24 protein-coding genes are annotated in these 22,712 nt (G+C 70.3%); 14 read left to right on the top strand and 10 right to left on the bottom strand.

The window, feature by feature from the left end:
• Positions 1-33 precede the first annotated feature (33 nt).
• From ADL29_RS30450 to ADL29_RS30430, 5 genes are read right to left on the bottom strand one after another with little or no spacing between them, the layout of a single operon-like run.
• The gene (locus ADL29_RS30450) at positions 34-762 is read right to left on the bottom strand and encodes an ABC transporter ATP-binding protein (protein WP_211274420.1); all 729 of its coding nucleotides are present in this window, start codon (positions 760-762) and stop codon (positions 34-36) included.
• Positions 763-812: 50 nt separating this feature from the next.
• The gene (locus ADL29_RS30445; RefSeq protein ID WP_053926760.1) at positions 813-1,727 is read right to left on the bottom strand and encodes an ABC transporter permease; all 915 of its coding nucleotides are present in this window, start codon (positions 1,725-1,727) and stop codon (positions 813-815) included.
• The gene (locus ADL29_RS30440) at positions 1,724-3,091 is read right to left on the bottom strand and encodes an ABC transporter substrate-binding protein (RefSeq protein ID WP_053926759.1); all 1,368 of its coding nucleotides are present in this window, start codon (positions 3,089-3,091) and stop codon (positions 1,724-1,726) included. Before ADL29_RS30440 ends, ADL29_RS30445 begins: the two co-directional genes overlap by 4 nt.
• Positions 3,092-3,104: 13 nt before the next feature.
• On the bottom strand, positions 3,105-3,332 hold the full coding sequence (locus ADL29_RS30435) for a 4Fe-4S dicluster domain-containing protein (RefSeq protein ID WP_046924254.1): 228 nt from the start codon (positions 3,330-3,332) through the stop codon (positions 3,105-3,107).
• A 42-nt stretch (positions 3,333-3,374) separates the two neighbouring features.
• Positions 3,375-4,157 carry a GntR family transcriptional regulator gene (locus tag ADL29_RS30430; protein ID WP_053926758.1) on the bottom strand — a complete coding sequence of 261 codons (783 nt, stop codon included), beginning with the start codon at positions 4,155-4,157 and terminating at the stop codon, positions 3,375-3,377.
• 256 nt (positions 4,158-4,413) lie between these two features.
• Here ADL29_RS30430 and ADL29_RS30425 point away from each other — a divergent pair, with 256 nt between their 5' ends.
• The 5 genes from ADL29_RS30425 (at position 4,414) to ADL29_RS30405 (ending at position 8,513) form a co-directional block, all read left to right on the top strand.
• On the top strand, positions 4,414-5,604 hold the full coding sequence (locus tag ADL29_RS30425) for a DUF1266 domain-containing protein (RefSeq protein WP_053926757.1): 1,191 nt from the start codon (positions 4,414-4,416) through the stop codon (positions 5,602-5,604).
• A gap of 58 nt (positions 5,605-5,662) precedes the next feature.
• Positions 5,663-6,058, top strand: a complete 396-nt coding sequence (locus ADL29_RS30420) for a DUF5954 family protein (protein WP_053926756.1) — start codon at positions 5,663-5,665, stop codon at positions 6,056-6,058.
• 141 nt (positions 6,059-6,199) lie between these two features.
• The gene (locus ADL29_RS30415; RefSeq protein WP_053926755.1) at positions 6,200-6,826 is read left to right on the top strand and encodes a cysteine hydrolase family protein; all 627 of its coding nucleotides are present in this window, start codon (positions 6,200-6,202) and stop codon (positions 6,824-6,826) included.
• Between the two features lie 178 nt (positions 6,827-7,004).
• Positions 7,005-7,580 (top strand): AMIN-like domain-containing (lipo)protein, encoded by a 576-nt coding sequence (locus tag ADL29_RS30410; RefSeq protein ID WP_053926754.1) that lies wholly within the window; start codon positions 7,005-7,007, stop codon positions 7,578-7,580.
• Positions 7,581-7,769: 189 nt separating this feature from the next.
• Positions 7,770-8,513 carry a L,D-transpeptidase family protein gene (locus tag ADL29_RS30405; RefSeq protein WP_053926753.1) on the top strand — a complete coding sequence of 248 codons (744 nt, stop codon included), beginning with the start codon at positions 7,770-7,772 and terminating at the stop codon, positions 8,511-8,513.
• Between the two features lie 92 nt (positions 8,514-8,605).
• Here the strand turns inward: ADL29_RS30405 and ADL29_RS30400 are convergent, their stop codons facing one another.
• The 3 genes from ADL29_RS30400 to gntA form a co-directional block, all read right to left on the bottom strand.
• Positions 8,606-9,109, bottom strand: coding sequence for a hypothetical protein (locus tag ADL29_RS30400; RefSeq protein ID WP_053926752.1), 504 nt, complete (start codon positions 9,107-9,109; stop codon positions 8,606-8,608).
• Positions 9,110-9,175: 66 nt separating this feature from the next.
• Entirely contained in the window at positions 9,176-11,056 is a 1,881-nt protein-coding gene (locus ADL29_RS30395) for a TIGR03767 family metallophosphoesterase (RefSeq protein ID WP_078971402.1), read from the bottom strand.
• 269 nt (positions 11,057-11,325) lie between these two features.
• A complete protein-coding gene (gene gntA, locus ADL29_RS30390; RefSeq protein ID WP_053926751.1) occupies positions 11,326-11,985 on the bottom strand; it encodes a guanitoxin biosynthesis heme-dependent pre-guanitoxin N-hydroxylase GntA in 660 nt (219 codons plus the stop codon).
• A 238-nt stretch (positions 11,986-12,223) separates the two neighbouring features.
• Between gntA and ADL29_RS43760 the strand changes: the two genes are divergently transcribed.
• From ADL29_RS43760 to ADL29_RS30350, 9 genes are all read left to right on the top strand, one after another.
• On the top strand, positions 12,224-12,418 hold the full coding sequence (locus ADL29_RS43760; RefSeq protein ID WP_157878615.1) for a hypothetical protein: 195 nt from the start codon (positions 12,224-12,226) through the stop codon (positions 12,416-12,418).
• A gap of 139 nt (positions 12,419-12,557) precedes the next feature.
• Positions 12,558-13,088, top strand: a complete 531-nt coding sequence (locus ADL29_RS30385; protein WP_053926750.1) for a hypothetical protein — start codon at positions 12,558-12,560, stop codon at positions 13,086-13,088.
• Positions 13,089-13,449: 361 nt separating this feature from the next.
• Complete coding sequence (locus ADL29_RS30380; RefSeq protein WP_245689697.1) at positions 13,450-14,004, top strand: polysaccharide deacetylase family protein; 555 nt, start codon at positions 13,450-13,452, stop codon at positions 14,002-14,004.
• Positions 14,005-14,059: 55 nt separating this feature from the next.
• A complete protein-coding gene (locus ADL29_RS30375) occupies positions 14,060-14,749 on the top strand; it encodes a hypothetical protein (RefSeq protein ID WP_157878614.1) in 690 nt (229 codons plus the stop codon).
• Positions 14,750-15,188: 439 nt separating this feature from the next.
• Positions 15,189-15,611 (top strand): winged helix-turn-helix transcriptional regulator, encoded by a 423-nt coding sequence (locus tag ADL29_RS30370; protein WP_053926748.1) that lies wholly within the window; start codon positions 15,189-15,191, stop codon positions 15,609-15,611.
• Positions 15,612-16,286: 675 nt separating this feature from the next.
• Positions 16,287-16,547 (top strand): hypothetical protein, encoded by a 261-nt coding sequence (locus tag ADL29_RS30365; RefSeq protein WP_053926747.1) that lies wholly within the window; start codon positions 16,287-16,289, stop codon positions 16,545-16,547.
• 425 nt (positions 16,548-16,972) lie between these two features.
• Positions 16,973-17,263, top strand: coding sequence for a hypothetical protein (locus tag ADL29_RS30360; RefSeq protein ID WP_053926746.1), 291 nt, complete (start codon positions 16,973-16,975; stop codon positions 17,261-17,263).
• A 209-nt stretch (positions 17,264-17,472) separates the two neighbouring features.
• Positions 17,473-18,576 carry a helix-turn-helix domain-containing protein gene (locus tag ADL29_RS30355; RefSeq protein WP_053926745.1) on the top strand — a complete coding sequence of 368 codons (1,104 nt, stop codon included), beginning with the start codon at positions 17,473-17,475 and terminating at the stop codon, positions 18,574-18,576.
• 85 nt (positions 18,577-18,661) lie between these two features.
• Positions 18,662-19,264: a hypothetical protein gene (locus ADL29_RS30350; protein ID WP_053926744.1), complete on the top strand. Its 603-nt coding sequence runs from the start codon at positions 18,662-18,664 to the stop codon at positions 19,262-19,264.
• Here the strand turns inward: ADL29_RS30350 and ADL29_RS30345 are convergent.
• Positions 19,239-21,074, bottom strand: a complete 1,836-nt coding sequence (locus ADL29_RS30345; protein WP_053926743.1) for a glycoside hydrolase family 15 protein — start codon at positions 21,072-21,074, stop codon at positions 19,239-19,241. The genes ADL29_RS30350 and ADL29_RS30345 overlap by 26 nt on opposite strands.
• Before the next feature lie 162 nt (positions 21,075-21,236).
• Positions 21,237-22,637, bottom strand: coding sequence for a tetratricopeptide repeat protein (locus ADL29_RS30340; RefSeq protein WP_053926742.1), 1,401 nt, complete (start codon positions 22,635-22,637; stop codon positions 21,237-21,239).
• Between the last annotated feature and the right edge of the window lie 75 nt (positions 22,638-22,712).

The following is a 22,712-nucleotide window of genomic DNA, read 5'->3' as shown; positions in this document are numbered from 1 at the left end:
GGCGGCGGCCGGATGAGCGGGTCCGGCGACGGCCTACGGGTCGGGCCGATCGCCCAGGGATGCCAGGACCTCGCGGCGCAGGGCGGCCGTCGCCGGGTCGGCATGCGCCGCGCGGTCCCGCGGCCGCGGTACCGGCAGCACCCGCCCGGTGCCCAGCAGCGCGACCCGGTCGCCCAGGAACAGGGCCTCGTCCACGTCATGGGTGACGAAGACGACGGTGGCCCCGGTGCCGCGCAGCGCCGTCACCAGCAGCCGCTGCATCCCGGCGCGGGTCCGGGCGTCGAGCGCCCCGAAGGGCTCGTCCATCAGGACCGCGCGCGGCCGCCCGGCCAGCGCACGGGCCAGCTGGGTGCGCTGGCGCTGCCCGCCGGAGACCTGGTGCGGCAGCCGGGCGGCGTGGTCGGTGAGGCCGACCCGGGCCAGCCAGTCGTCGGCCCGTGCCCGGCGCGCCGCGCGCGCCAGCCCCCGGATGGCCAGCGGGAGTTCCACGTTGGCCCGCAGGCTGCGCCAGGGCAGCAGCGCGTCCTCCTGGAAGACCAGCGCACGGTCGGCTGCGGGTCCCTCGACGGGCCCGCCGTCCTGGGTCAGCCGGCCACCGAGCAGCGGCAGCAGACCGGCCAGGGTGCGCAGCAGCGTCGACTTGCCGCAGCCGGACGGGCCGACGACGGTGAGGAGTTCGCCCGGGGCGACGTCGAGGTCCAGGCCGTCCAGGACGGGGGCGCCCGGGTGACCCAGCACGGCATCCACGAGGACGAGCCGCAGACCGCTCCCGGACGCTTCGACGGGAGCCGCCGCGGCGATGTCGGTGCTGGTCACGACGGTTCTCCGATCGTGTCGAGGGCCGCCCGCGGGCCCCGGCCGCCGGTGTCCGCGCCGGGGACCTGCGCCGTACGGGGCAGCCGCCGCGCCGGCGCCCGGCGTCCCGCGGTACGCGGAAGCCGGCGCGTCCGGGCCTGATGTTCCGCCGTCCGGGGCAGCCACCGCGTCACCCACCGGCCCAGCACCTCCACCGCCGTGGACGTCGCCCAGCCGAGCAGCCCGATCGTGGCCATCCCGACGAACACACCCGGATAGTCGACGATCGTGTAGTCCTGCCAGGTCCGGTACCCCACGCCGTACTCACCGGAGATCATCTCGGCCGAGATCACACAGATCCAGGCAACGCCCAGCCCCACCGACAGCCCGCCGAAGATCCCCGGCAGGGCTCCCGGCAGCACCACCGACCACAGCACCCGCCACCGCCCGCCGCCCATGGTGCGCACCGCTTCCTCCCAGACGGGCGTCAGCGCCCGGACCGCGTGCCGGGTGGCGACCAGGACCGGGAAGAACGCCGCGGCGAAGGTGATGAAGACGATCCCCTGTTCATTGCCGGGGAAGAGCAGGATCGCCACCGGCACCAGCGCGATCGCCGGGACGGGACGCACGATCTCCAGCGGCGGGCCCACCAGATCGGCGGCGAGGGGCGAGCGGGCGACGGCGGTGCCGACGGCGACGCCCAGGACCGCCGCGAGGGCGAAGCCCGTCGCGATCCGGGTCAGGCTCTCGCCGAGGTCCTGCCAGTACGCCGCCCCGGCCAGCCGCCGGCCGAACTCCCGGGCCGTCTCGGTGACCGTGGGGAACTGCGAGAACCGCAGCCAGGCATCCACCCGGAACTGAGCGAGCAGCTGCCATACGGCGAGCGCCCCGAGCACCGCACCCGTACGCCGGGCGATACGGGCCGCGCTCACCGGGACCGCTCCAGCGCCGCGGCATAGCCGATGGTGCGGGCCCCGGCATGGTGCCGTATCCAGGCATCCGCCCCGGCCCGGGTCACGAACGGCAGCAGCCGCCCGGCGTCCCGCACCCAGACCGCCTTGTCCGCGAACCACCGCGTCCCGGTCGTCGCATCGGCCACATACGCCGCCCGCACGGCCCCCCGGTGCGCCCGCACGAACCGCAGCAGCGCCGCCGGGTCACCGAAGGAATGCGTACGCTTCTCGCCCCGCAGCCAGACCTCGTGGGCCGACGGATGAGCGAGCGCGCGCACGGCCTTGACGTACCCGGCCCCGTAACTCTCCTTCAGATAGCGGTCGTCGACGAAGGCGTCCACATCCACCGGCCCGGTCAGCCGGGCCGCCCGCAGCACCGGGACGTCCTTCTTCAGCGCGGCGACCAGCTGGGGTTTGAGGGTGGGATCGAACGTGGCGGTGCCGCCCGCGCCGTTGTAGAGGTAGACCACCTCGGGCGGCAGCCCGGTGGACTTGGCGACCCGCTGTGCCGCGTCGACCGGATGGTCCTGCAGATAGCGGGTCGTGGTCCGCTGCGCGGCGAGGAACGCCTTGACCACCGCGGGTCGTTGCCGGGCGAAACGGTCGGCCACGGTCACACCGTGGAACGTGGGCAGCCCCAGCGCACCCCCGTCGTAGAGCGCCCGCGCCTTACCCTGGAAGGCGAGCAGCCCCGGCCAGGCCACGAACTGCGACAGGGCGTCCACACCGCCCGACTGCAGGGCCGAGGCCCCCACCGCCGGCTGCTGGTTGAGCTTGCGGATGTCGTGTTCCGGGTCGATCCCGGCGCGCTGCAGGGCCCGTACGAGGGTGCCGTCGGAAGCCGAACCGACGCTGCTGGAGACCTTCTTGCCGCGCAGGTCCGCCAGGGTGCGCAGCGGTGAACCGGGCTTGGTGACAATGGTGTTGAGCGCGCCGCGCAGGTTGTAGCCGGTGGCCGCGACCAGCCGGGTCGGGGCGTGCAGCTGTGTGCCGCGGGCGGCGTTGATGAGCAGCGGGAAGTCACCCATCGACCCGATGTCGATCTTCCCGGCGACCATCTGCGCGGTGATCGGCGCCCCGGTCGCGTAGTCCTGCCACACCACCTTGTACGTCCTGCCGTCCCGTCTGCCCTGCGCGCGCAGTTCGCGTTCGAAGGAGCCGAGGGAGCGCAGGAGGGTGCCGGCGGTGACGGTGTTGATGGTCTTGGACTGGTAGCCGACGGTCACGGTCACGGTCCTGCCGTCGCCCGCCTGTGCGGCGGTGCCGCAGCCGGTGAGCGCGAGGGGGAGGAGCAGGGCCGCGGCCGTGGCGGGGACGGTGCACTTGTTGACTGTGCGCTGCATGGGGAGGTGCCTCTCATCGCAACAAATAGGGCATGTTGACCGTGACCGCGCCGGTGGGACAGCGCGCGGCGCACGGGCCGCAGTACCAGCACTCGTCGACGTGCATATAGGCCTTGTTGCTGGCCGGGTCGATGGCGAGGGAGTCGAGCGGGCACATGTCGACGCAGAGCGTGCAGCCGTCGATGCACTGGGACGCGTCGATGGTCACCGGCACGTCGGCACGCTGGGGCGCAAGAGCCATGGGGGTCTCCAGGGAACGGGGTTCGGGGGTGCGCGTACGGGCTCAGAGGGTGCGGCGCAGCAGGCCGCGCATGGTGATGCGGTCACCACGGAACCGGATGAATTCCAGGTCGACGGGACAGCCGTCGGCGAGATGGGTGAGACGTTCCAGCATCAGGACGGCCGTGCCGCGCGGGGCCTGGAGCACGGCGGCCGAATGCGCATCGGCGTTGACCGCCTCGAGCGTCATCTCGGCCGTGCCCAGCGGCTGTTGGGCGGTCTCCTCGATCAGCCGGAAGATGTCGTTGTTCTCCAAGTCCGCACCGAGCAGGGGCAGACCGATGTCCATCGGGATATAGGTCAGGTCCAGCGACAGCGGCAGCCCGTCCAGCCGGCGCAGCCGCTCCACGTACAGCACCTCGGCGCCCGGCGGGAGCCGCAGCCGGTCCGCCACCGGGGCCGGCGCGGCCACCGGGCTGATCGTCCGCACCTCATTGGTGACCCTGCCGTGCGCATGCAGGGTTTCGGCCAGCCCCATCAGCCGGTCCAGCGCATGCGGATACTTCCGGCACACCACCACCGTCCCGACGCCCGGCTGGCGCTCCACCAGCTGCTCGGCGCGCAGCAGGTCCAGGGCCTGGCGGACGGTGTTGCGGGAGGCGCCGTACTCCGCTGCGATCATGTCCTCGTGCGGCAGCACGCCGCCGGGGAAGCGGCCTCCGAGGATCTGGTGGCGCAGCAGGTCGGCGAGCTGTCGGGCGCGGTCCGCGCGGAGCCGGCGGCGGCGCGCGGCCGCTACCGGACCGGCGTGCTGGCGGGTGCGTTCGGCGGGCATGTGCCGGACCATACCGACGGGATCCGGCCCATGGTGTTGCCGCAGTATTGCGCCACTGCGCACGCTCCGGGACACCGCTGTGACCTGCTGTTTCCGCTCCCCGACGGGAAGATCTGCCACCGGTCCGCGGTACCCGGGGCCAGGAGCACGCCCGCCGTGCCGCCCGGCGCACGGTAGGGCGAGCAGCCCGCTAGGGTCACGGGAAAAGAGCGTGGCCAGGCACCCGGCGCGCTCGGGCGACCGGCACGACCAGGGGGAACGGACAAGCATGGCAACCGGCTGGATACCGCCGACGGACGTCGAACTCGACCTGTACGAAGCCAAGTCACGCGAGGACTGGGACGCCTACAAGCGCATCCTGCTCGCGGCGGACACCTTCACCTATGTGCTCAAGGAGGAGGTGGACGAGTGCGGCGGCGAGGCCCCGATGCTGGTGTTCAAGGCACCCGACGGCGGGCGCTGCTTCGTCGTCCACACCCGCGGCCAGATGCCAGACCGGAGCGAGAAACTCGTCCTGTGCGAGATCGATCTCCCACCGGTCTCGGAGGAGGACGAGGCGGACGAGGCCGGCCGGATCCCGGGGCTGCTCGTCAACCCGGGATGTCCCGAGGAGGCGTTCTTCCCCGGATACCGGGGCCAGGACGCCGACTGGCAGACGTTGGTGGACGAGGTGCCCGGGCGCGGCCATGACGACGACGAACTGATCACCAAGTACAGCGGCCCGCTCCAGGGCCCGCTCGCGCACGGCCTGGCCTGCGGTACCCATCTGGCCGTCCACAACCAGGTGCTGTGGAACGACCTCGGCGATGTCTGCGGCGACTACCGGCGCGACGTGGCGACACTGCGCGACTCCTGGGGCGTCGAGGACCGGGAACGGTGGCTCGAGCAGCTGACGTACCTGCTGGAGGGCCGTAACAGCCCGCCCCTCCCGGAGTTCGCGCTCATGGTCCGCCGCGAGATCGCCCGCCGCTCGCCCGGGGCGCACACCGACGTGCAACTGTGGCGCCGGGCGACCGCCGCCGATCTCCGGGAACGGGGCGGGGACGAAGAGACGGTCGTCGAGGCCATGGCGCTGATCGGCCAGATCGTCCGCTACGAGTCCCGCTTCCGTGCCGATGGCGTTCTGCCCGCCGACGGCTGTGTCACGTCGGCCCTCGGCTACGACTTCGGGCGTGCGGTCAACTTCGCCCGCTGGGGCCTGGGAGCCCGCTTCACCGATCTGCCCGAGGTGGAGAAGGCCGTGATCCGCGCCGGAGAGCTCTGCCAGGAGCACTACGCCTCCTGGGAGGAGTTCTCGGCGGGCTACATCCTCGGCCGCGCCCTCCGCTTCGACGAGGAATCCTTCGGCCATATGTACAGCTCCGCGCTGTCCCCGCACCGCATCCTCACCGGCGATCCGGCCGGTCCCTGGCGCACCATCCCCTTCCGGCCGGGGCCCTCGAACGCCCTGGTCACCTGATAGGAGGATTCCCCGTCAAGTACCCAGGGAATATGTGCTCCCTCGCCATGCTGGATCCATGACGAACAGCAGCAACGATGACCGCGTCGGCCGCAGGGGCGGAGCTGCCCGGACGTCCCCGTACACCGCCTATGCGGCCATGGCCCTCGAAGGCCGCGGCTGGCGGCAGATGTTCCCGGCGCTGCCCACCGAGAAGGGGGCGCGGCACGGCCTCGCCGAAATCTTCCGGGGCCACGCCGTGCGCAACCCGGCGTGGGGTGACCGCTACCTCCAGGTGGCCGACGACATCCAGAGCGAGGCGGCCGACCAGGTCATTCTCGGTGGCGGCGTCTACCGCATCGTCCGCATCGAGCAGACTGTCGTCATGACGGAGTACGGGCCGGAGTCCCCCAAGCCGACGGACCGGGAGTTCCCCGCGGAGCTCGACGACCGCAGGCGCCGCGCCGAAGGGTGAACCGGCGGGGGGCAAGGGGGTTACGGATCAAGGGGTTTGCGATCAAGGGGATTACAGTGATCGCGCCCGCCCGGGCCCTGCCCGGGCTCCGGCCGCGCTGACACTTCCGCACCGCGTCCTCCCGCATGAAAGAGCACCCTTATGAAGCGAGCCCTTCTCGTCATCGACGTACAGAACGAGTACGTCACCGGCAATCTGCCGATCGGCTACCCGGACGTGAAGGAGAGCCTGGGCAATATCGGTTCCGCGATGGACACCGCCGCCGAGGCCGGTATCCCCGTGGTCGTGGTCCAGCAGGCCGCCCCGGAGACCTCGCCGATCTTCGCCCGCGGCAGCGAGGGCTTCGCCCTGCACGAGACCGTCGCGATACGCGCGCACGACCACCTCGTCGAAAAGGCGCTGCCCTCCTCCTTCGCCGGGACCGGCCTCGACGACTGGCTGGCCGCCCGCGGTATCGACACCCTCACCATCGTCGGGTACATGACCCAGAACTGTGACGAGTCCACCGCCCGCGACGCCGCTCACCGTGGCTACGCGGTCGAATTCCTCTCCGACGCCACCGGCACCCTGGCCATGTCCAACCGCGCCGGAAGCGTGACCGCCGAGGAGCTCCACCGGGCCGTGCTGGTCGTGATGCAGTCCCGCTTCGCCTCGGTCGCCACCACCGCGGAGTGGATCGAGGCGGTCCGCGGCGACGGTTCGGACGCGCTGGAGAAGCCGAACATCTTCGCCAGCACCGAAGCGGGCCGTCAGGCGGCCGACGCCTGACAGCCACCGGGATGCGGCGGGGCGTGTACCGGGCCCGCCGCAACCGGTGATCAACAACTTCGGTTTCGCGACAACTTGGCGCCACCCTTGGCCAAAACCCCGCTGCCGGGCAACGCAGCCGCAGGTTCACCCGTCCTTCCGCATGCACCTGTACGCACTTCTTCTCAGGAGGTAAATCTTGCGACGGTTGGGAACAGCGGCTGCGGCCCTCGTGCTCGCGGCAGCCGGGCTGGCGACCACGGCCGGGGCGGCCGGTGCCGCGTCCGCTCCGGCGGGCAAGGCGGCCCCGGCCGCGGCCTGTTCGACGGCCTGGGGCAGTGGCGTCAAGTCGGCCACCGGCTCGAACGGCACGCCGCTGAAGAACATCAAGACCAGCCGGAGCGCATGCTACGACCGCATGGTCTTCGACATCAGCGGTGCGCGGGGCAAGGTCGGCTACCACGTCGGGTATGTCGACAAGTTCCGGCAGGACGGCTCCGGCGACGTGATACCGGTCAAGGGCGGCGCCATCCTGCAGATCTTCGTGTCCGCACCCAGCTACGACGCGTCGACGGGTAAGCAGAGCTACCCCGGCAAGGCCGGCAAGCCGCTGCCCGGTGTGGACATCGCCGGATACAAGACGTTCAAGGACACCAAGTTCGGGGCGAGCTTCGAGGGGCAGACCCAGGTCGGCCTGGGCACTCGCGCCAAGCTGCCGTTCCGGGTGTCCCAGTCCGGCCATCAGCTGATCGTGGACGTCGCGCACAACTGGTGATCCACCCCGGCGTCAAGGCCGCCCGGCCGCACCTCAGGAGCGGCCGGGCGGCCCCGCTCGCCTCCCCGGTCGCCCGGGTTCCGCCACAAGGCCGTCGGACGGCTGCCGGATGGCCGTAATGCGACGTAGCAGACATGTCCGGTGGCGCGGGTCTGCAACCGGCACGTGGGGCACACGGTCCTACCCGGTATGAGACGAATACTGAACCTGCGTATGCGCCGGTCCGGAGCCGGAGCCGGGGTCCGCCGTCGTACGGGTGCGGCCCTCGCCCTCACGGCGCTGACCGTCCCGCTGACGGTGGCCTTCGGCTCCCCGGCCTCGGCAGCTGCCGCATCCCCGTGCACCGCGTTCCGCGGTCCGTACCAGAAGCAGGCCGAGCGATTCCTCGGACTGCGCGTGGACGGCCGCCAGTCGGCGTCCGACTGCCGGGCGATCCGTGCCTTCCAGACCAGCCACGGCATCACCCCGAACATCGGCTACGCGGGCCCCATCACCTGGGGCGTGATGAAGCTGGTCGCACCGCAGCGGGCGGCGGGGCACCACCCGAACCAGGCCCGCAAGTGCCCGACCAACCGGGGGCGCATCGCCTGCGTCGACCTGACCCGCCAGCTCAGCTGGATCCAGGACGGATCGAAGCTGGTGTTCGGTCCCGTGCCGGTCCGTACCGGCCGCGACGGATTCGAGACCCGTACGGGCGCCAAGAAGATCTACTGGCGCCATCTGCACCACATGTCGACGCTCTACCACGTCGCCATGCCCTACAGCCAGTTCTTCGACGGCGGCCAGGCCTTCCACTCCATCAGCGGCAGCGTCTGGTCGGCCCCGGGCTCGCACGGCTGCGTCAACATGCGCAGCAACGACGCCAGGAAATACTGGGCCCTGCTCAGGAACGGCGACGACGTCCACGTCTACGGCCGTAAGCCGGGCACCTGAGACGAACCGCCGCCGGGGCGAGAGGTCCCCGGTATCGAGCGCCCGGTGGCACGAGGCCACCGGGCGCGTTGCTGTTCGCCGGTCCTGGGAGCTCAGCGGGCGAGCAGGTTGTACAGCGCCATCGGCGTGACATAGCCGGGCCAGCGGCCGTCGTCGAAGAGATGCACACCGGCGTCCTGGTAGCACTGGTCGACGAGTTGGGAGCAGATCATGTGGCCGGTGCCGGCGATATAGCGGCGCAGTCCGGGGACGGGAAGACGAAAGCGGTGCGCGGCGATGGCGACGTAGTCGAGGAAGCTGTACGGCACCCCGACGTACCGGGTGGCCGCGTCGCAGACGGCGGTGCGTTGCCGCTCGGTGAGCCGTTGCGGGCAGACGTACAGCACCTTGTCGTCGGCGTAGGCACTGAGCGGAATGATGCGCGCGCCGCCCGGCTCGGCTTCCAGCAGCCGGTCGTCGGGGAGGACGAGAAAGACGTGTTCGTAGTCGCCGAAACCGTCTTTGTTGATCCATTGTCCGAGGCGGATCAAGGCGCCGGCGACGCCGGAAATGGTGGTGAGTCCGATATCGCCGGGCACGGGATGGGTGTGCTTCATGAGCAGCTCCCAGGGGCGCAAAAGGCGGATTGCCAGGGTGATACCCGGAATTCGCCCGCCCCCACCTCACTCCCGCCGCACCACCAGCTCCGTATTCCGGTCCACGGCACGGCCCGCCATCGCCTCATGGACGCCGCCGGGCATGCCGGCGGCCAGGCCGGGGGCGTTGTAGGCCAGTTCGCGGTAGAGGGACGCAAGGCCCACGGCCGACAGGTCGTCGAATTCCGTGCGGTGCGGGGCCGCGGATTCGATGAGGGTGGTGAACAGCGACAGTGTTCCGTCGTGGTTGTCGACGAGCTCGATGAGCCGGGCGTGCTGCGGATAGTCCACGTGCGAGGCGGTGTTGACCTCCCAGAAGGAACGGGCGGCCGTGGGGTGGGGGTGAGGCGTGATGCGGTTGATGTGGCTATGGCCGTTGATCCAGGCGACCACGTTCGGAAAACGGCCGAGCAACGCAATCACCTCTTCGCCGTCGTGCCGCCTTTCCTCCGTGCGCGCCGCGTCCCGGCGCCGCGTCATGCTCGGGCTGTGGTGGTGGCTGAAGACGAGAATATGCGCGTCGTCGGCTCCGGAATTGCGCACCGGCCGCCCGTCCGCGTCGTAAAAGCGGGCGCTGTGCGCCGCCAACGTCCTTTCCAGCCACGCGAGTTGTTCACTGCCCAGCGACCCCTCGTAGTGCCCGCTGCGGTAGGTCGTATCGATGCTGATGCCGATGACGCCGTCCGCGATGGCGAAGGAGTAATACATCCGCTCGCCGTCCAGGTGGTTCTCGCTGTACCCGTGCCCGGCCGGTCCCGCTCCGGCGAAGGCCGGGTCGAGGTGGGCACGCAGGTACTCGTGCGGAGTGACCATGCGCCGTCGTTCGTCGGGGGTCACGGACCGCGCCCCGGCGGCGTTGCGGCGCAGGATCTCCAAGAGCACGGTGCTCTTGGGATCGCCGCCCGTCTCCAGCACGCGGGCGAGGGCGGCCACATCCGTATCCGGTACGGAGAACAGCTTGCGCGCCCCGGTGACGTAGTCACGGAGCACCGGATCGTGCGGCGAGAGACAACCACCGGGCAGGTCGTCGTGGTTGCCGGGCGTCGAGTACCAGGGAATACGCAGACCGGGGCTGACCACCGGGCGCAGCGCGGCGTCCAGATAGCCGGGGATCCGCGGCAGACCGCGCCGCTTGTCCTGGTCACGCAGTCCGGCGTCGGGATGCCAGTACAGCGCGAGGCCGGAGTTCTGTACGCCTTCGTACGCGGCCGGGTCGCCGGTGTTGGGGGTGATCCGGCCGCCGCTCATGAGGGTGAGGAACCACTCCAGCTCCACCGCGGAGTGGTTGTCGATGTTGTCCCCCGTCGACATGACGAACGCCGGCGGCCGTCCGGTGTGCGGCCCGCCGCCGAGCGCGTTGACCTGTTCCACCAGTGAGACCGAGCCGGCCACCGACAGCGCCTCCTGCGCCCGCCACGACCCCGCCGACCGCGCGCGCAGGAACTCCGTACGCAACGGGCTCTGCACATCGGCGACATGCATATCGGTGAACTGCACAAAACACGCCAGTGCGGTGCGCCGGTCCTCGCGTCCGCTCCGCGCGGCGGCGAGTTCGGGCCGTACGGCCACCGGCCAGCCGGGGCCTGAGACGAGGCGCCGGTAGCCGTTGCCGGCGGCGGGGCGCGCCGTTGTCTCCAGCGTCGTGACCCCGAACGGCGCTGCTCGCCCGCCGCCTGGGCGGGATGGCGGAGGCACCGGATCCGTCTGTGGGGTCGTGCCATCCGTGGCCGCACTGCTACGGCGCTGACCCGGCAGCGCCCACACGGCCCCGGTCCCGGCGACGGCGGCCCCGGAGGTGATGAGGAACCGCCGGCGGTTGGGGGTGGGGGCGGGGGTTGTTGCGGTGGCTTCAGTAGGGGTGGCGTCAGTGTTGGTGGCTTCGCCAGCGGTGGTTTCGATACCGGCCATGAGGCCCTCCGTGCCGTGGCCGGTGCGCCGGCCACGGCGGGGTCACCAAGCGGAACATCTCCTTCCGAGAGCGTGCGTGGCGCGCGTGGCCGGAAACTGAACAGGGCCGGTACGGTCCGCGCCCATCACCTGTCGGTACGGTCCGCGTCCCCTGGCACGGCTGGAGCCGATCGCTCCGGTCACCCTGTTCCGCGCCTACATGATCAACTTGGTGGAGCCCGGGCGAGTGCGCCCCCGGTGCGGAGGCGCCGCTGACGGAGCGTGCCTGATCAGACCCGGGCCGTGAACGGACACGCCCAGTCCGCCGGCTTGCGTCGGCCCGAATAACGCCGGGCCTCGGAGAGCTTCTCGTACTCCACGAGGTTGGGGTTGATGTTGCCCTGCAGCTCGATGTCCTGCTTCCGGATCTTCTCCTGCAGGCGGTCCCACAGCCCGGCGGCCTTTATCCGGTCGAACTGCGCGTGGGAGTTGAACGCGAGCATCGGGAAGGGCGGGCGCCGGCCGATACGGCTGTGCGTCTCGTGCAGCCCGATCACGAAGAACGGGTGCCCGGCGACGCTGTATGCGAAGGCGCCGGACGACGGGTCGGGGTCGTAGCCCTCGGCCCAGGGATGCGTGAGGCTGTCATGATCGTGGAGGGCCTGCAGCTGCCGCCACAGCAGGTCCTCGAACTCGATCTCCGACAGCTCAAGAGGCCCCGAGAAAGTGGCCACGAAGCTGGTGAAGGGCTTGGCCTCCCAGTCCACCGCCTTCACATACCGCTCGAGATCAGCCGCCATCTGCCGGGCCGCGTCGTCACCTCCGAACCACGTGTAGTGGTGATGGGTGATCCCGCCCTGCCGCCAGGCCGAGCGGCCGGCCAGACAAGGGAACGAGTCGCCGAGGAGGAACCGCCCGACTTCGGTGGCGGCGGAGGCGTCAACCGTCATGTTCGCGAGACCTTTGGTAGGGGGACACAACCCGTGCGGCAAGGGGACACGATCCGTGGTGGGGACCACGGCAGTCAAGATCGGACATGGCCATTTCGTCAAGCCGCCCGCGATACTCCTGCGCGCTCCCCTTGCCGAAGGCCGGCCGTCGGCGTACGGAAAGGGACCGTGACTGGAGCTGCTGGAACTACGGGGGGACCTACCGGAACGAATTGCCTTCGAAAAGGATACGGAGGATGTGGCCGTTGTCGATGCCCTGATTGGTCCCGTTATCAATGCCACTGCCGGATCAATGCCACTGCCGGTGGAGTCGGGATTCGGTGCATCCTCGGTGATCCCGATTCCGGCGAGCTCGATGTGCCTGGTCGGCGGCCATGGCGGCGATGGCGGATCGCCGTCCGCCGCGGGAAAGCTGTCGCGTCGCCGATCGTGAATGACCATGTGATGCCACGTATATATCTGCACCCAAGGGCCTGGAAAGCCCCTTTCCTGACGGGGGTACTGCGCGTAGCTTGCCGACCTTGAAGACGCAGGTGCTCAGCAGCTGCTCAGCAGTTACTCAAGGGGGAAACGTGGACTGGGGGACGCTCGTCGCGACCGTAAGCGGGGGCTTCGTCGCCATCTCCGGCACCGTACTGGCCGATCACCTGCGTCGTCGCCATGAAAGCGAGCGCAGCGTCGAGGCGCGGCGCCGGGCGGTGTACATCGAGTTCATCACCGCAGCCGGGGCCTGCCACACGCGGTTGCGTCAGATCGCGCAGGCTCCAGGTGCCGAGGCCGACCTCGACGCGTCCACCCGCGCGGCGCTCAACGACGCCGCGATCTATGAAGTGCGGGAGAGGCTGTTCATCGATGCGACCACCGACGTCGCCAGCGCCGGGCAGGCGATGTTCGAACGACTCCGGACCCTTCAGCGCGCCGTTGCGGCGGGCGCCCCGCACAACTCACCCGCCTTTCACGACGCTTACCACCCCTACATCGCCGCGGTCTGGTCCTATCGCCTGGCAGCGCGCAAAGAACTCGAGGGGCGGCCCTTTTCGCCCGCGGCTTTCGGCTGGGAGGAGTGGGACGGCCGGGATCGGTGTGCGCTGTGTGCAGCGTAGTCATCAGCGGATCATGAATGACGGTATGCGGCCGTATTCCAGACTACGAGCGGGGTTGCGTGAAGAGATGCGTCAGGGCGTCATCTCTCCTTCGTGGTGCCGGGCCTGAATGAGGCTCGGTCCCGAATGCCGCTGCACGGCAGGCGCGGCGGCCGGTCTCCGGCATGTGGCCGGCCTCACGTCCCGTCGCGTTGACCTTGACATCAATGTGAAGGTTCCAGCGTGTACCGCAAGCGACACCGCAACCCACAGCAGACACGAGCGGCAACCACGAGGTGAGCCCGATGGACAACCAACTCTTCGACTACAGCCCCATCGTCGATACCCGCAGATCATCGAGGCGGGGCGGGCCCGGAACTGGGTGTGGCTGGCGCATGGCAAGGACAACTCGATCTTCCAGGCCGATATGACGGTCGATGCGGAACGCGCCTATCCGACCGAGGTGATCGACACCATCGAGAAGGTCACCGGCCAACGTCCGCGCGGCTGGATGGGCCCCGCACTCACCGAGACCTTCCAGACACCGGCGCTGCTCGCCGAACTCGGCCTGAGTTATGTGCTGGATTGGACCAACGACGACCAGCCGTACCGGCTCAACGTGCCCGGAATGCTGAGCGTGCCGTACTCGGTCGAGCTCAACGACATCGGTCTGTTCGTCAGCAAGGGCCGCACCGGGCCGGACTTCGTCCAGATCGTCAAGGACCAACTGGACCAGCTCTACGACGATTCGGCGGACAGCGGCCGGGTGATGTCGGTGGCCCTGCGCCCGTTCGTCATCGGCCAGGCGTTCCGGCGCAAGTACCTGGATCAGGCGCTGGAGTACGTGGTGAATCACCCTGGGGTGTGGCTGACGACCAGCGATGAGATTGCCGGGCACTACGCCGGCCTGCAGATCCGGGCCCGCGGATCTGAGTAGGGGCTGAGTAGGAACGCTCAGGTCGGCGTGGAACGGGTCACGGATGCTGAAGACCATGACGCCACCTCCCGCCGACCAGCCGCCGCACCCGTCCAGCAGCCCCGCCGACCTCTCCCCGCCCCTGACGTCGCCCCTGCCGCAACTCCCGCCCGCCCGGCCGCGCAACCGTCGGGCCGTGGCGGCGGGAATCATCGCCGCAGTGGTCCTCTTGATTGCCGGCGGGACGGCCACCGCGTGGTGGCTGACCCGGGGCGAGGACGGTTCTCCGCCGGCCGGGCTGCCGCGGGTGACGGACAAGGCGGCGGGGCTCTCGTACGCGCTGCCGGAGGGCTGGAAGGAGGGGAAGCGCGAGCGCCTCATCGCGGCCTTCACCTCGTCGATCACCGCACGGCATGCCGGGGGCAAGGGCGGCAGCATGGTCGCCGCCGGCCGGGCGCGGAGCATGCCGAAATCCGCCCTCAAGCGGCAGGCGGAGTTCGCAGCCCGGTCGAACGCGGAGTTTTTCTACCCGGACGGAGGCTCGACGGTTGAGGAGTCCCGCGCCACGACCGTGAGCGGCCGCCCCGCCCACACGGTGGCGCTGAAGGTGAACGACGGAAACGGCGGCGCAACCGGCCATCTACGCCTGACCCTTATCGCCGCGGACGACAGCCACTCGTCCTTTCTCCTCGGCCTCGCGCAGCCGGCGGGCGAGGCCGAGCGGCAGGAGCTCGACGGGGTGCTGGAGAGCGCCTCACTGAGGTAGCGGTCTCCGGCGATCAGGCCCAGAGCATAAGAAGTCATCAGCAGCCCGGACGCCGGAATCGACACCGACAAGGCGGCTGCCACTTCCGGCAGGATCCCGGCTGTCGCGAATTCGCCGGTGGTGAAGCTGAACACCACCAGCATTAAGGAGAAGACGGAAAGCGGCATGGCGAACTCTTGCTGTGGGGGAGGCTGAAATGCGGTGGGGGAGGGGTGAAGAGGCGGCAGGTACAGGGAGCGGGGGAGTGGGGGCGTATGGCCTGGCTTCGCGGTGAGTTGATGGACAGTCAGCTTCGCTGAGCGGTCCGTCGTCCGATCGGTGCTGCCAACTCCAGGCGGAATGGCCGGGAAATCGGCATGAGTCGGTCACCGAGGTAGGGTTACCGTCGAACAAGTACCTATGGAAAAGTGCAGTACTTACCTGGAGGTGTGTGCCTCTCATGCCGGTGCGTAAGTGCCAGACGACATTCGTGTCCGGGATAGACGCCGCCATTGATGTGGTCGGCGGTAAGTGGAAGGTGCTCATTCTCTGGGCGCTGAGCGACGGCGCGAAGCGGTTCAGCGAGCTCAGGCGGTGTCTGGCGGGTGTCAGCGAGAAGATGCTGATCCAGCATCTGCGCGAGCTGGAGCGCGATGAGGTGGTGCACCGGGAGGTCCATCACGCCGTTCCGCCGAGGGTGGAGTATTCGCTCACCGGGCTCGGCCTCTCGCTCATCGAGGCGCTTCGTCCGCTCGGTGCCTGGGGGTGCGACCACAAGACGCGCCTGGAGGAGATCAGGAACGGGAGCGCATCGGTTGCGGGCGGCGCCGCCGCTACGTCCCCGAGCCCAGCCGTGCCGAGATCCCGTACGGCGCCCTCGTGAGGTGACGGTCTCCGCGGTCTTGTACCCACCGGTACAGCACAAGGGCGGCCCCGCCGTCGACGGCGGTTGTCCGGCCTGTTCGGCCGACCGACGGACCTGTCCGCCGCCGCTTCCCTCTGACTTCAGATTTCCTCTTGACTCCTCCTGAACTGGGAGGAAACTGGTTAATACACCAGACAACCGGAGAGCCGCACCGTCGGCAGAGACGTTTGTCGGCAGGAGACCCTTGACGTGGCTCTGGCTAGGCCCCCGGAGGCCCCGCGCCGTCGGAGACTCAGCGACGACTGAGGCAGATGGCGACGATGAGGGCAACCGGGGACTGTGTTGTGTCTGGGGGCTTTTCTGTGCGTGGGCGCGGCCGGTGAACGTTCCCCGGCCGCTCGTGACGGTTCCTGTGCGCGATCTGGAGCGCCAGAGGGACGACCATCCTCACGGCGGGCAGCAGCCGGGTGATTTCCCGCCCGATTCCCTGGCCGGCAGCTGTCGCCGGGGTCAGGTCCGAAGGGGCATGTTCAACATGATCCCGTGCCCATGCCCGCCCGCCCGCCGCCCGGCCGCCGGCCCCCCGATCCCCCTCGTCGCTCCGTCATGCGCAGTCCTCCACCCGCTGCTTCGGCCCCGGCCCGCTGCCCCCGCGGCGGCCGCACCACCGCCCCCACCCCTCAGGAGAAGCCCATGAATCCGCAGCAGGCCCGCGAGCTCGTCCGTACCGTCTTCGGCGACCGGGTCCACGCCGAGGTGACCGGCTTCCCCGGCGGCAACCTGTCCCTCACCGTCACCGGCAGCCGCCACTCCGCCACCGTCGACGGGCACCCCGACACCGGCTGGGCGTACACCATCGACCCCGCCGAGGACGACGGGTTCACCGGCCATGACCAGGCCGCCGACACCCTCGAGGACGCCCTCCGGGACATTCACGCACGGCTTGCCGGCTGACCGGGGGCGGCGCCGGGATTCCGGCACGGGGACTTCCGGCGGGCCTCGACCGGCACCAGGCGTCCCTGGATGACGTCCACCGGCGCCGGGTGCGGGACCGCCGTCCAGCGGGTGCGGCTCCACCGACGACGTGCCCCCGAGGCGCAATTTGCGGACGCTCAGCGCAAATCCGGTCAATGTCCGGTCAATGATCGTGCCTGTGCCCCGGGTGATCCGACGGTTTTCCGCGATGGTTCACGGCGCGGCTGTTGCTTTCGTGCACTCGATGAACTGCCTTTCCGCTTTCGTGACGGATCCGTCGCTCTCCGTGCATGTAAAGGGTTAAGGTCGGGCATGCGAAAGGGCCCTGAGGCGGCGTCCAACCTTCCCGCAGGGCCCTTCCGTTCTTCTGTTCATCTGTCGCCGCGAAGTAAAAGGAGACGTACATGACGTCGACGACGACGTACATGCCTCTTCATCCGCGTCCTGCCGGTCAGCCGCTTGCAGCGCTGACCAGCGGGTTCAAAATTAGCATGCGCCATGCTCACCGGCGCCAAACATCGGCCGCTGTCGACACCACTGTCAGCATCGCCGCCGGAGCGTTCGTTGCCGCGTCCGCGCTGGGCCTTGTGCTGATCTACGGGCCGGCCGCCGCGCCCGCCGTGGCGGCGACCGTGCCGCTCGCTGTCGTGGCGAACCGCTCCTACCTCCGCCGTCGCACGGTGCACCGCCGGTAGCCGGGATTCCGGCCCGGCCCCCCGCGGCGCTCCGGAGGGCCGGGCCGGCCGGGTGCCGCGGTCCCCACGCCGCAGTACGTCCGGCCGGCGCCCCGGCGGTTTCGTTCCGCCGGATGCCGACAGCGCTCGCCGCCCCGCGACGAAAGCCACCGCGCAGGTGACGGTGCGGTGGCCCGTCACGCAACCCCGTTCGCACACACGGAACTTCAATGACGAAGAACACGCCGCCCCTTGTCTGCGGCCACTGCCGCCGCACCTTCACCCGCCCCAAGCCCACCGGCCGTACCCCGGTGTACTGCAGCCAGAAGTGCCGCAGCGCCTCCTACCGCGGCCGTACCGCCGCCCCCGCCGCGCCGCGCAGCTACGACGACGATGTCGTACGCATCGGCCGCGCCCTGCTCACCAAGGCCCAGGCCCTGGACCACAGCGCCCGCCACCGGGTGCCGGCCCTGCCCCTGGAAATCGTCGAATGCTGTGTGGCACTGCGCCGCGACCTCGACGACATCACCGCCGTCGCCACCCGCCACGCCCACGCCAACGGAGCCACCTGGCCGCAGATCGCCAAGGTCATGACCACCTCACAGAGCACCCTCAAGAGCAATTACTCCGCGGAGAAGGTCGACAAGATCCTGGCGAAGCGCGCCGACCGGGGCCCGGCCCGGCTGCGGCGGCCGGCCACCTTGCGGAGCGGCGAACGCACCCCCACCATTTCGCGGGCCAGCCCGCTGCTCCCCGGCCTGCCCGGCTACGCCCTCTCGCGCGCCCTGTCGTATCTGGGCCGCAGCAGCGTCCACCTGACCATCCGTGAGCTGGCGGCCGGCACCGGCGTCTCGACGTCGTACATCTACCGGATCATGTCCGGGGACCGCACGCCCACCTGGGACGTCGCCGCCGCCTTCGCCCGCGCCTGCGACGCCGACCCGGACGATCTGACGTTCCTGTGGAACACGGCGCACGCGCTGGCCACCCCGCCGCCCGCCGACGGGCAAACGTACCCGGAGGCCGTCCACGCCCTCCAGGCGGCGCTGCGCGGCCTGCGGCTGGCGGCGGCCAACCCGGAGATAGCCACCCTGCTGCGGCGCGGCACGGCACCGCTGACCGCCGGTTCCGCCACGGCCCTGCTGGACTGCGGCATCCCCGCGCCCGGCTTCCTGGAATGGCCGGTGGTCAAGGCGCTCACCACCGCGCTGCAGGGCGACCCGGACACCATCCAGCCGCTGTGGGAACGCCTTGACGCGCTCGCCGGCCGGGACCACGACACCACCGGCGGCACCGCAGGCGGCGCCTCGTTGCCCGCGGAAGCCTTCGGCTGACCCGCACCGGACACGCCCGCTGCGCGCCCCGCACGCGCCCGTACGACCCAGCACCCGCGCACCACGACCACCCCTCGGGGGACCCATGCCGCCCGCACCACCCACCGCCGTCGGCACCACGCCGCACACCACCCCCGTGCGCCCGAAGCTCGGCGAGGCAGACATCACCGTGGTCCTGCCCGCCGACTTCACCGCCTTCTGCCAGCTCCACCACGACGTCTACCAGCGCTACGCCCGGCAGATGATCGCCGATCACGACGCGGCGGTCCTCGCCGTCCAGCACGCCCTGGGCGATCTCGCCGCCTCCTGGACACAGGCCCTGGCCGGCCACCACACCACCGCCATCGCGTGGACCGCCCTCACCCGCCGCGTCCACCGGGCAGCCCGTACACCGTCCCGTACGCCGTCCGGCGCGTCCTCCCGCATGCCGTCCCGTACGCCCGCGGCCGCCCTCTACGGGCTCGTGTCCGCGGCCGAAGCCGATGCGGCCCTGCTGCACCACGTCGTCGGACTCGGCGCGGCGGCCACCGCCGACACCCTCGGCGCCGAGCCCGCCGTCGTCATATCGCTTCTCCACCGCTTCGCGCGCCGCCTCGACGACACCCGCGCCCTCACCTTGCGCCTCTGCTGGGAGGCCGCGGTCCACGCCGCCGTCCCCGTTGTCACCCGAGAGTCCGGTCGAGATTGAATGCGGCGCTGATGAGCGCGAGATGGGTGAATGCCTGGGGGAAATTGCCGATCTGTTCGCCGGTCCGGCCGATTTCTTCGGCGAACAGCCCGAGGTGGTTGGCGTAGGTCAGCATCTTCTCGAAGGCGAGGCGGGCCTCGTCGGTACGGCCGGCGCGGGAGAGCGCTTCGACATACCAGAACGAGCAGATGGAGAACGTGCCTTCCTCGCCCCGCAGTCCGTCCGGGCTGTTGCGGGGGTCGTAGCGGTAGACCAGGGAATCCGACACCAGCTCCTCGCCCAGGGCGTCCAGGGTGGTGAGCCATTTCGGGTCGGTGGGGGAGATGAATTTGGCCAGCGGCATCATCAGCACCGCGGCATCCAGGACATCGTCCCCCTCGTGCTGTACGAAGGCCTTCCGCTCGGCGGACCAGCCGCGCTGCATGATCCGCCGGTAGATCGCATCGCGGGTCCCGGCCCAGCGGGTCAGGTCCGCCGGCAGACCGCGATGGGAGGCGATGCGGATCGCCCGCTCGATCGCGACCCAGCACATCAACTGCGAGTAGAGGAAGTTCTGGATCTTTCCGCGGGTCTCCCAGATTCCTTCGTCCGGCTGGTCCCAGTTGGCGCAGACCCAGTCCACGATTTTTCCGACGGTGTCCCAGTGATCGCTGGAGAGCGGCTCTCCCCATTTGTCGTAGAGATAGAGGGAATCGATGAGCGCGCCGTAGATGTCGAGCTGGAGCTGGGTGACGGCGTTGTTGCCGATCCGGACGGGAGCGGAGCCGAGATGCCCTTCCAGATGGGGGAGTTCCTCCTCGGGGAGTTCGCTGCGGCCGTCGATTCCGTACATGATCTGCAGCGGTCCGCCGGAACTCTGGCCGAGGCAGATGTTCTCGGAGAGGAAATGCACAAATGCCCTGGCCTCGTCGGTGAAGCCGAGCCGGAGCAGGGCGTAGATACAGAAGGCGGCGTCGCGCACCCAGACATAGCGGTAGTCCCAGTTGCGTTCGCCGCCGATCTGTTCGGGCAGGCTGGTCGTGGGAGCGGCCACGATGGCGCCGGTCGGCGCGTAGGTGAGGAGCTTGAGGGTGAGCGCCGAACGGTGCACCATCTCGCGCCAGCGTCCCCGGTAACGCGACTGGGACAACCAGGCACGCCAGTACCGCACCGTCGCGCCGAAGAGCTCCTCCGCCTCCGTCACCGCACAGGACCGCGGTTCGATCCCGCCGCCGATCCGGTCGAGTGCGAACACCGCGGACTCGCCCTCGTCCAAGGTGAACGAAGAACGGGCGTCCGGGCCGTCGATGCCGACCGGCACGCTGGACGTCAGCGCGAGGGTGAGATCGCGGGAGGTGAAGACGGTCTGATGCCCCTGCGTGCTGACCGTGTGCGCCTGCCGGCCGTAATCGAAGCGGGGAGCCACCCGGGCGGTGAAGGGCAGCGATCCCCGGACGCACAGCACCCGGCGGATCAGGCGGTGCCGGTCCGCTTCACGCGAGTCGTCGACGATCGGCATGAAGTCCTGGACCTCGCCGACGCCGTTGTCGGCGAAGAACCGCGTGATCAGGATGTTGGTGTCGGGGAAGTAGAACTGCTTGGTGCGGGCCGGCACGTCCGGGGCCAGCTCGAAGGCGCCGCCGCGGTCGGCGTCGAGGATGGCCGCGAAGACGCTGGCCGCGTCGAAACGGGTGCAGCAGTACCAGTCGATGGTCCCGTCCGTGCCGACGAGCGCAGCCGTGCGCATATCGCCGATCAGACCGTGCTCGGCGATGGGGGTGTAACGGAGCGCGTCCGCCTTGCTGGGGCGGAGGCTTTCGCAGCTGGTCATCCGACCTCCCCGGCACCTGGGCGGGAGCACTGCGTTCAGGCTACCTCCGGGCGGTGGGGGCGGCGAGGCACGGACGGGTCACCGGGAGGGACCGGCGGGCGACACCGGGTGACCTGGCGGGGACGGGCCGCCGCCCGCCGCCGGAACCGCCGGTGCGCCGTCCTAACTCCCCGACGCCTGTGCCGCCGCACGCTCGCGGGCGTGCGCGGCCCGCTCGGGGTCGCCGAGCCGGTCCTCGAGGCGGGCCTGGGCCGACCAGTTGTACGGGCAGACCGGGCGCAGCTGGATGCGTTCGCTCAGCAGCGTCCGTGCCAGCTCGGTGCGGCCGGCGCGGAGCGCCGCCTCGACGAGGGTGCGCTGGACGGCGTCCCGTTGGGCATGGCTGCCGCCGAAGTGGTGCAGGCGGTGCCGCAGCGGCAGCAGCAGATCGGCGGCCCGGCCGTGGTCCCCCTGCCCGTAGGCGATCAGCGCCCGGCAGACCGGCAGGCCGATGTCGGCGGTCATCGCACGGTTGCTCACGCCGGGCGCCGCCCCGGCCAGCCAGCTCTCCCGGTCCCGCACCAGCCGCTCGGCCTGGGCGAGGCGGCCCGCCCCCACATACGCCATGACCGCGTGCACGTCATTGAAGGCGTAGTGGGCGCCGTCCCGACGGCTCTCCCAGGCATCGGCGAGCCGGGCCCACCGTGCGCTCTGGTCGTCCTGCGCCAGATGGAGCCGCCAGAGCAGCGCAGCGGCGTCGAGGAGTTGCATCGCCACTGGCGCGGATGCTTCGTGGTGGAGGGCGGAGTCGTAGATCTCCAGTACGCGGCCGGTGTCGCCCGTCTCCAGCGCGTAGAGGGCGTAGTGCCACCAGTTGTGGACGGTGAGCAGGGTGCCCGCCGCCCAGTCGTCGGTACGGGCGTCGAGAAAGCGGATCCCGTCGGCGAAGCGGCCCCGCATCTCGTAGGTGTGCACCACGCCGTGGATCCCCCACACATCCTGCGGATGCTGGGCGAGGGCCGCCAGACCGGCCTCCTCGGCACGCTCGTAGTGCCCGGTCTCCTCCAGGCCGAACGCATACATGCTCAGCAGGGGACCGTGGTGCCGGTCGTCCTCGTGCCACGCGCCCAGCGCTCCGCCGATGCGGTCGCGCAGACGCCGGGCGTCACCGGTGAGGAAGTCGTGCTGATGTCCGGCGAAGAGCGCCAGCACATCGTGCGGGTACGCGACGCTCAGCTCCCCGAGGATGCGGCCGGCGCCGTGGAGGTCACCGCCCAGCCAGGCCGCCGCGGCGGCCAGGTGCATCCGCTCCCGGCGGGTCGGCGCACCCTCGTCGAGACCCGAGCGGAACCGGTCGAAGGCGTCCCGCGCGGCGGCCGCGTCCTTCTCCTCGGTCGCCAGCACCCCCAGATACGCGGCCAGGACCTGCCCCATCACCGACCTCGGCGACGAAGCGAGCACCGCCCGCGCGCTCTCCACCACCTTCGGCCGGAAGAACAGCAGGTCGTCCAGGGCCTGTTCGTAGTGCACGAGGGCTTCGGCACCGGTGCCGCTCATCCGCTGTCCGTGACGGTCCGCTGTCATAGGTGGCTCCCAGACTTCCGATGGTCGGTGTCCCCCGGTGCTCCATCGTGGCCGGTTGGTGACGCAGAGGGAAGG

The organism is Streptomyces chattanoogensis (assembly GCF_001294335.1).
Classification (GTDB): Bacteria; Actinomycetota; Actinomycetes; order Streptomycetales; family Streptomycetaceae; genus Streptomyces; species Streptomyces chattanoogensis.
Note: the sequence above shows the minus strand (reverse complement) of the source record. Positions and strands in the feature narration are given on the sequence as shown.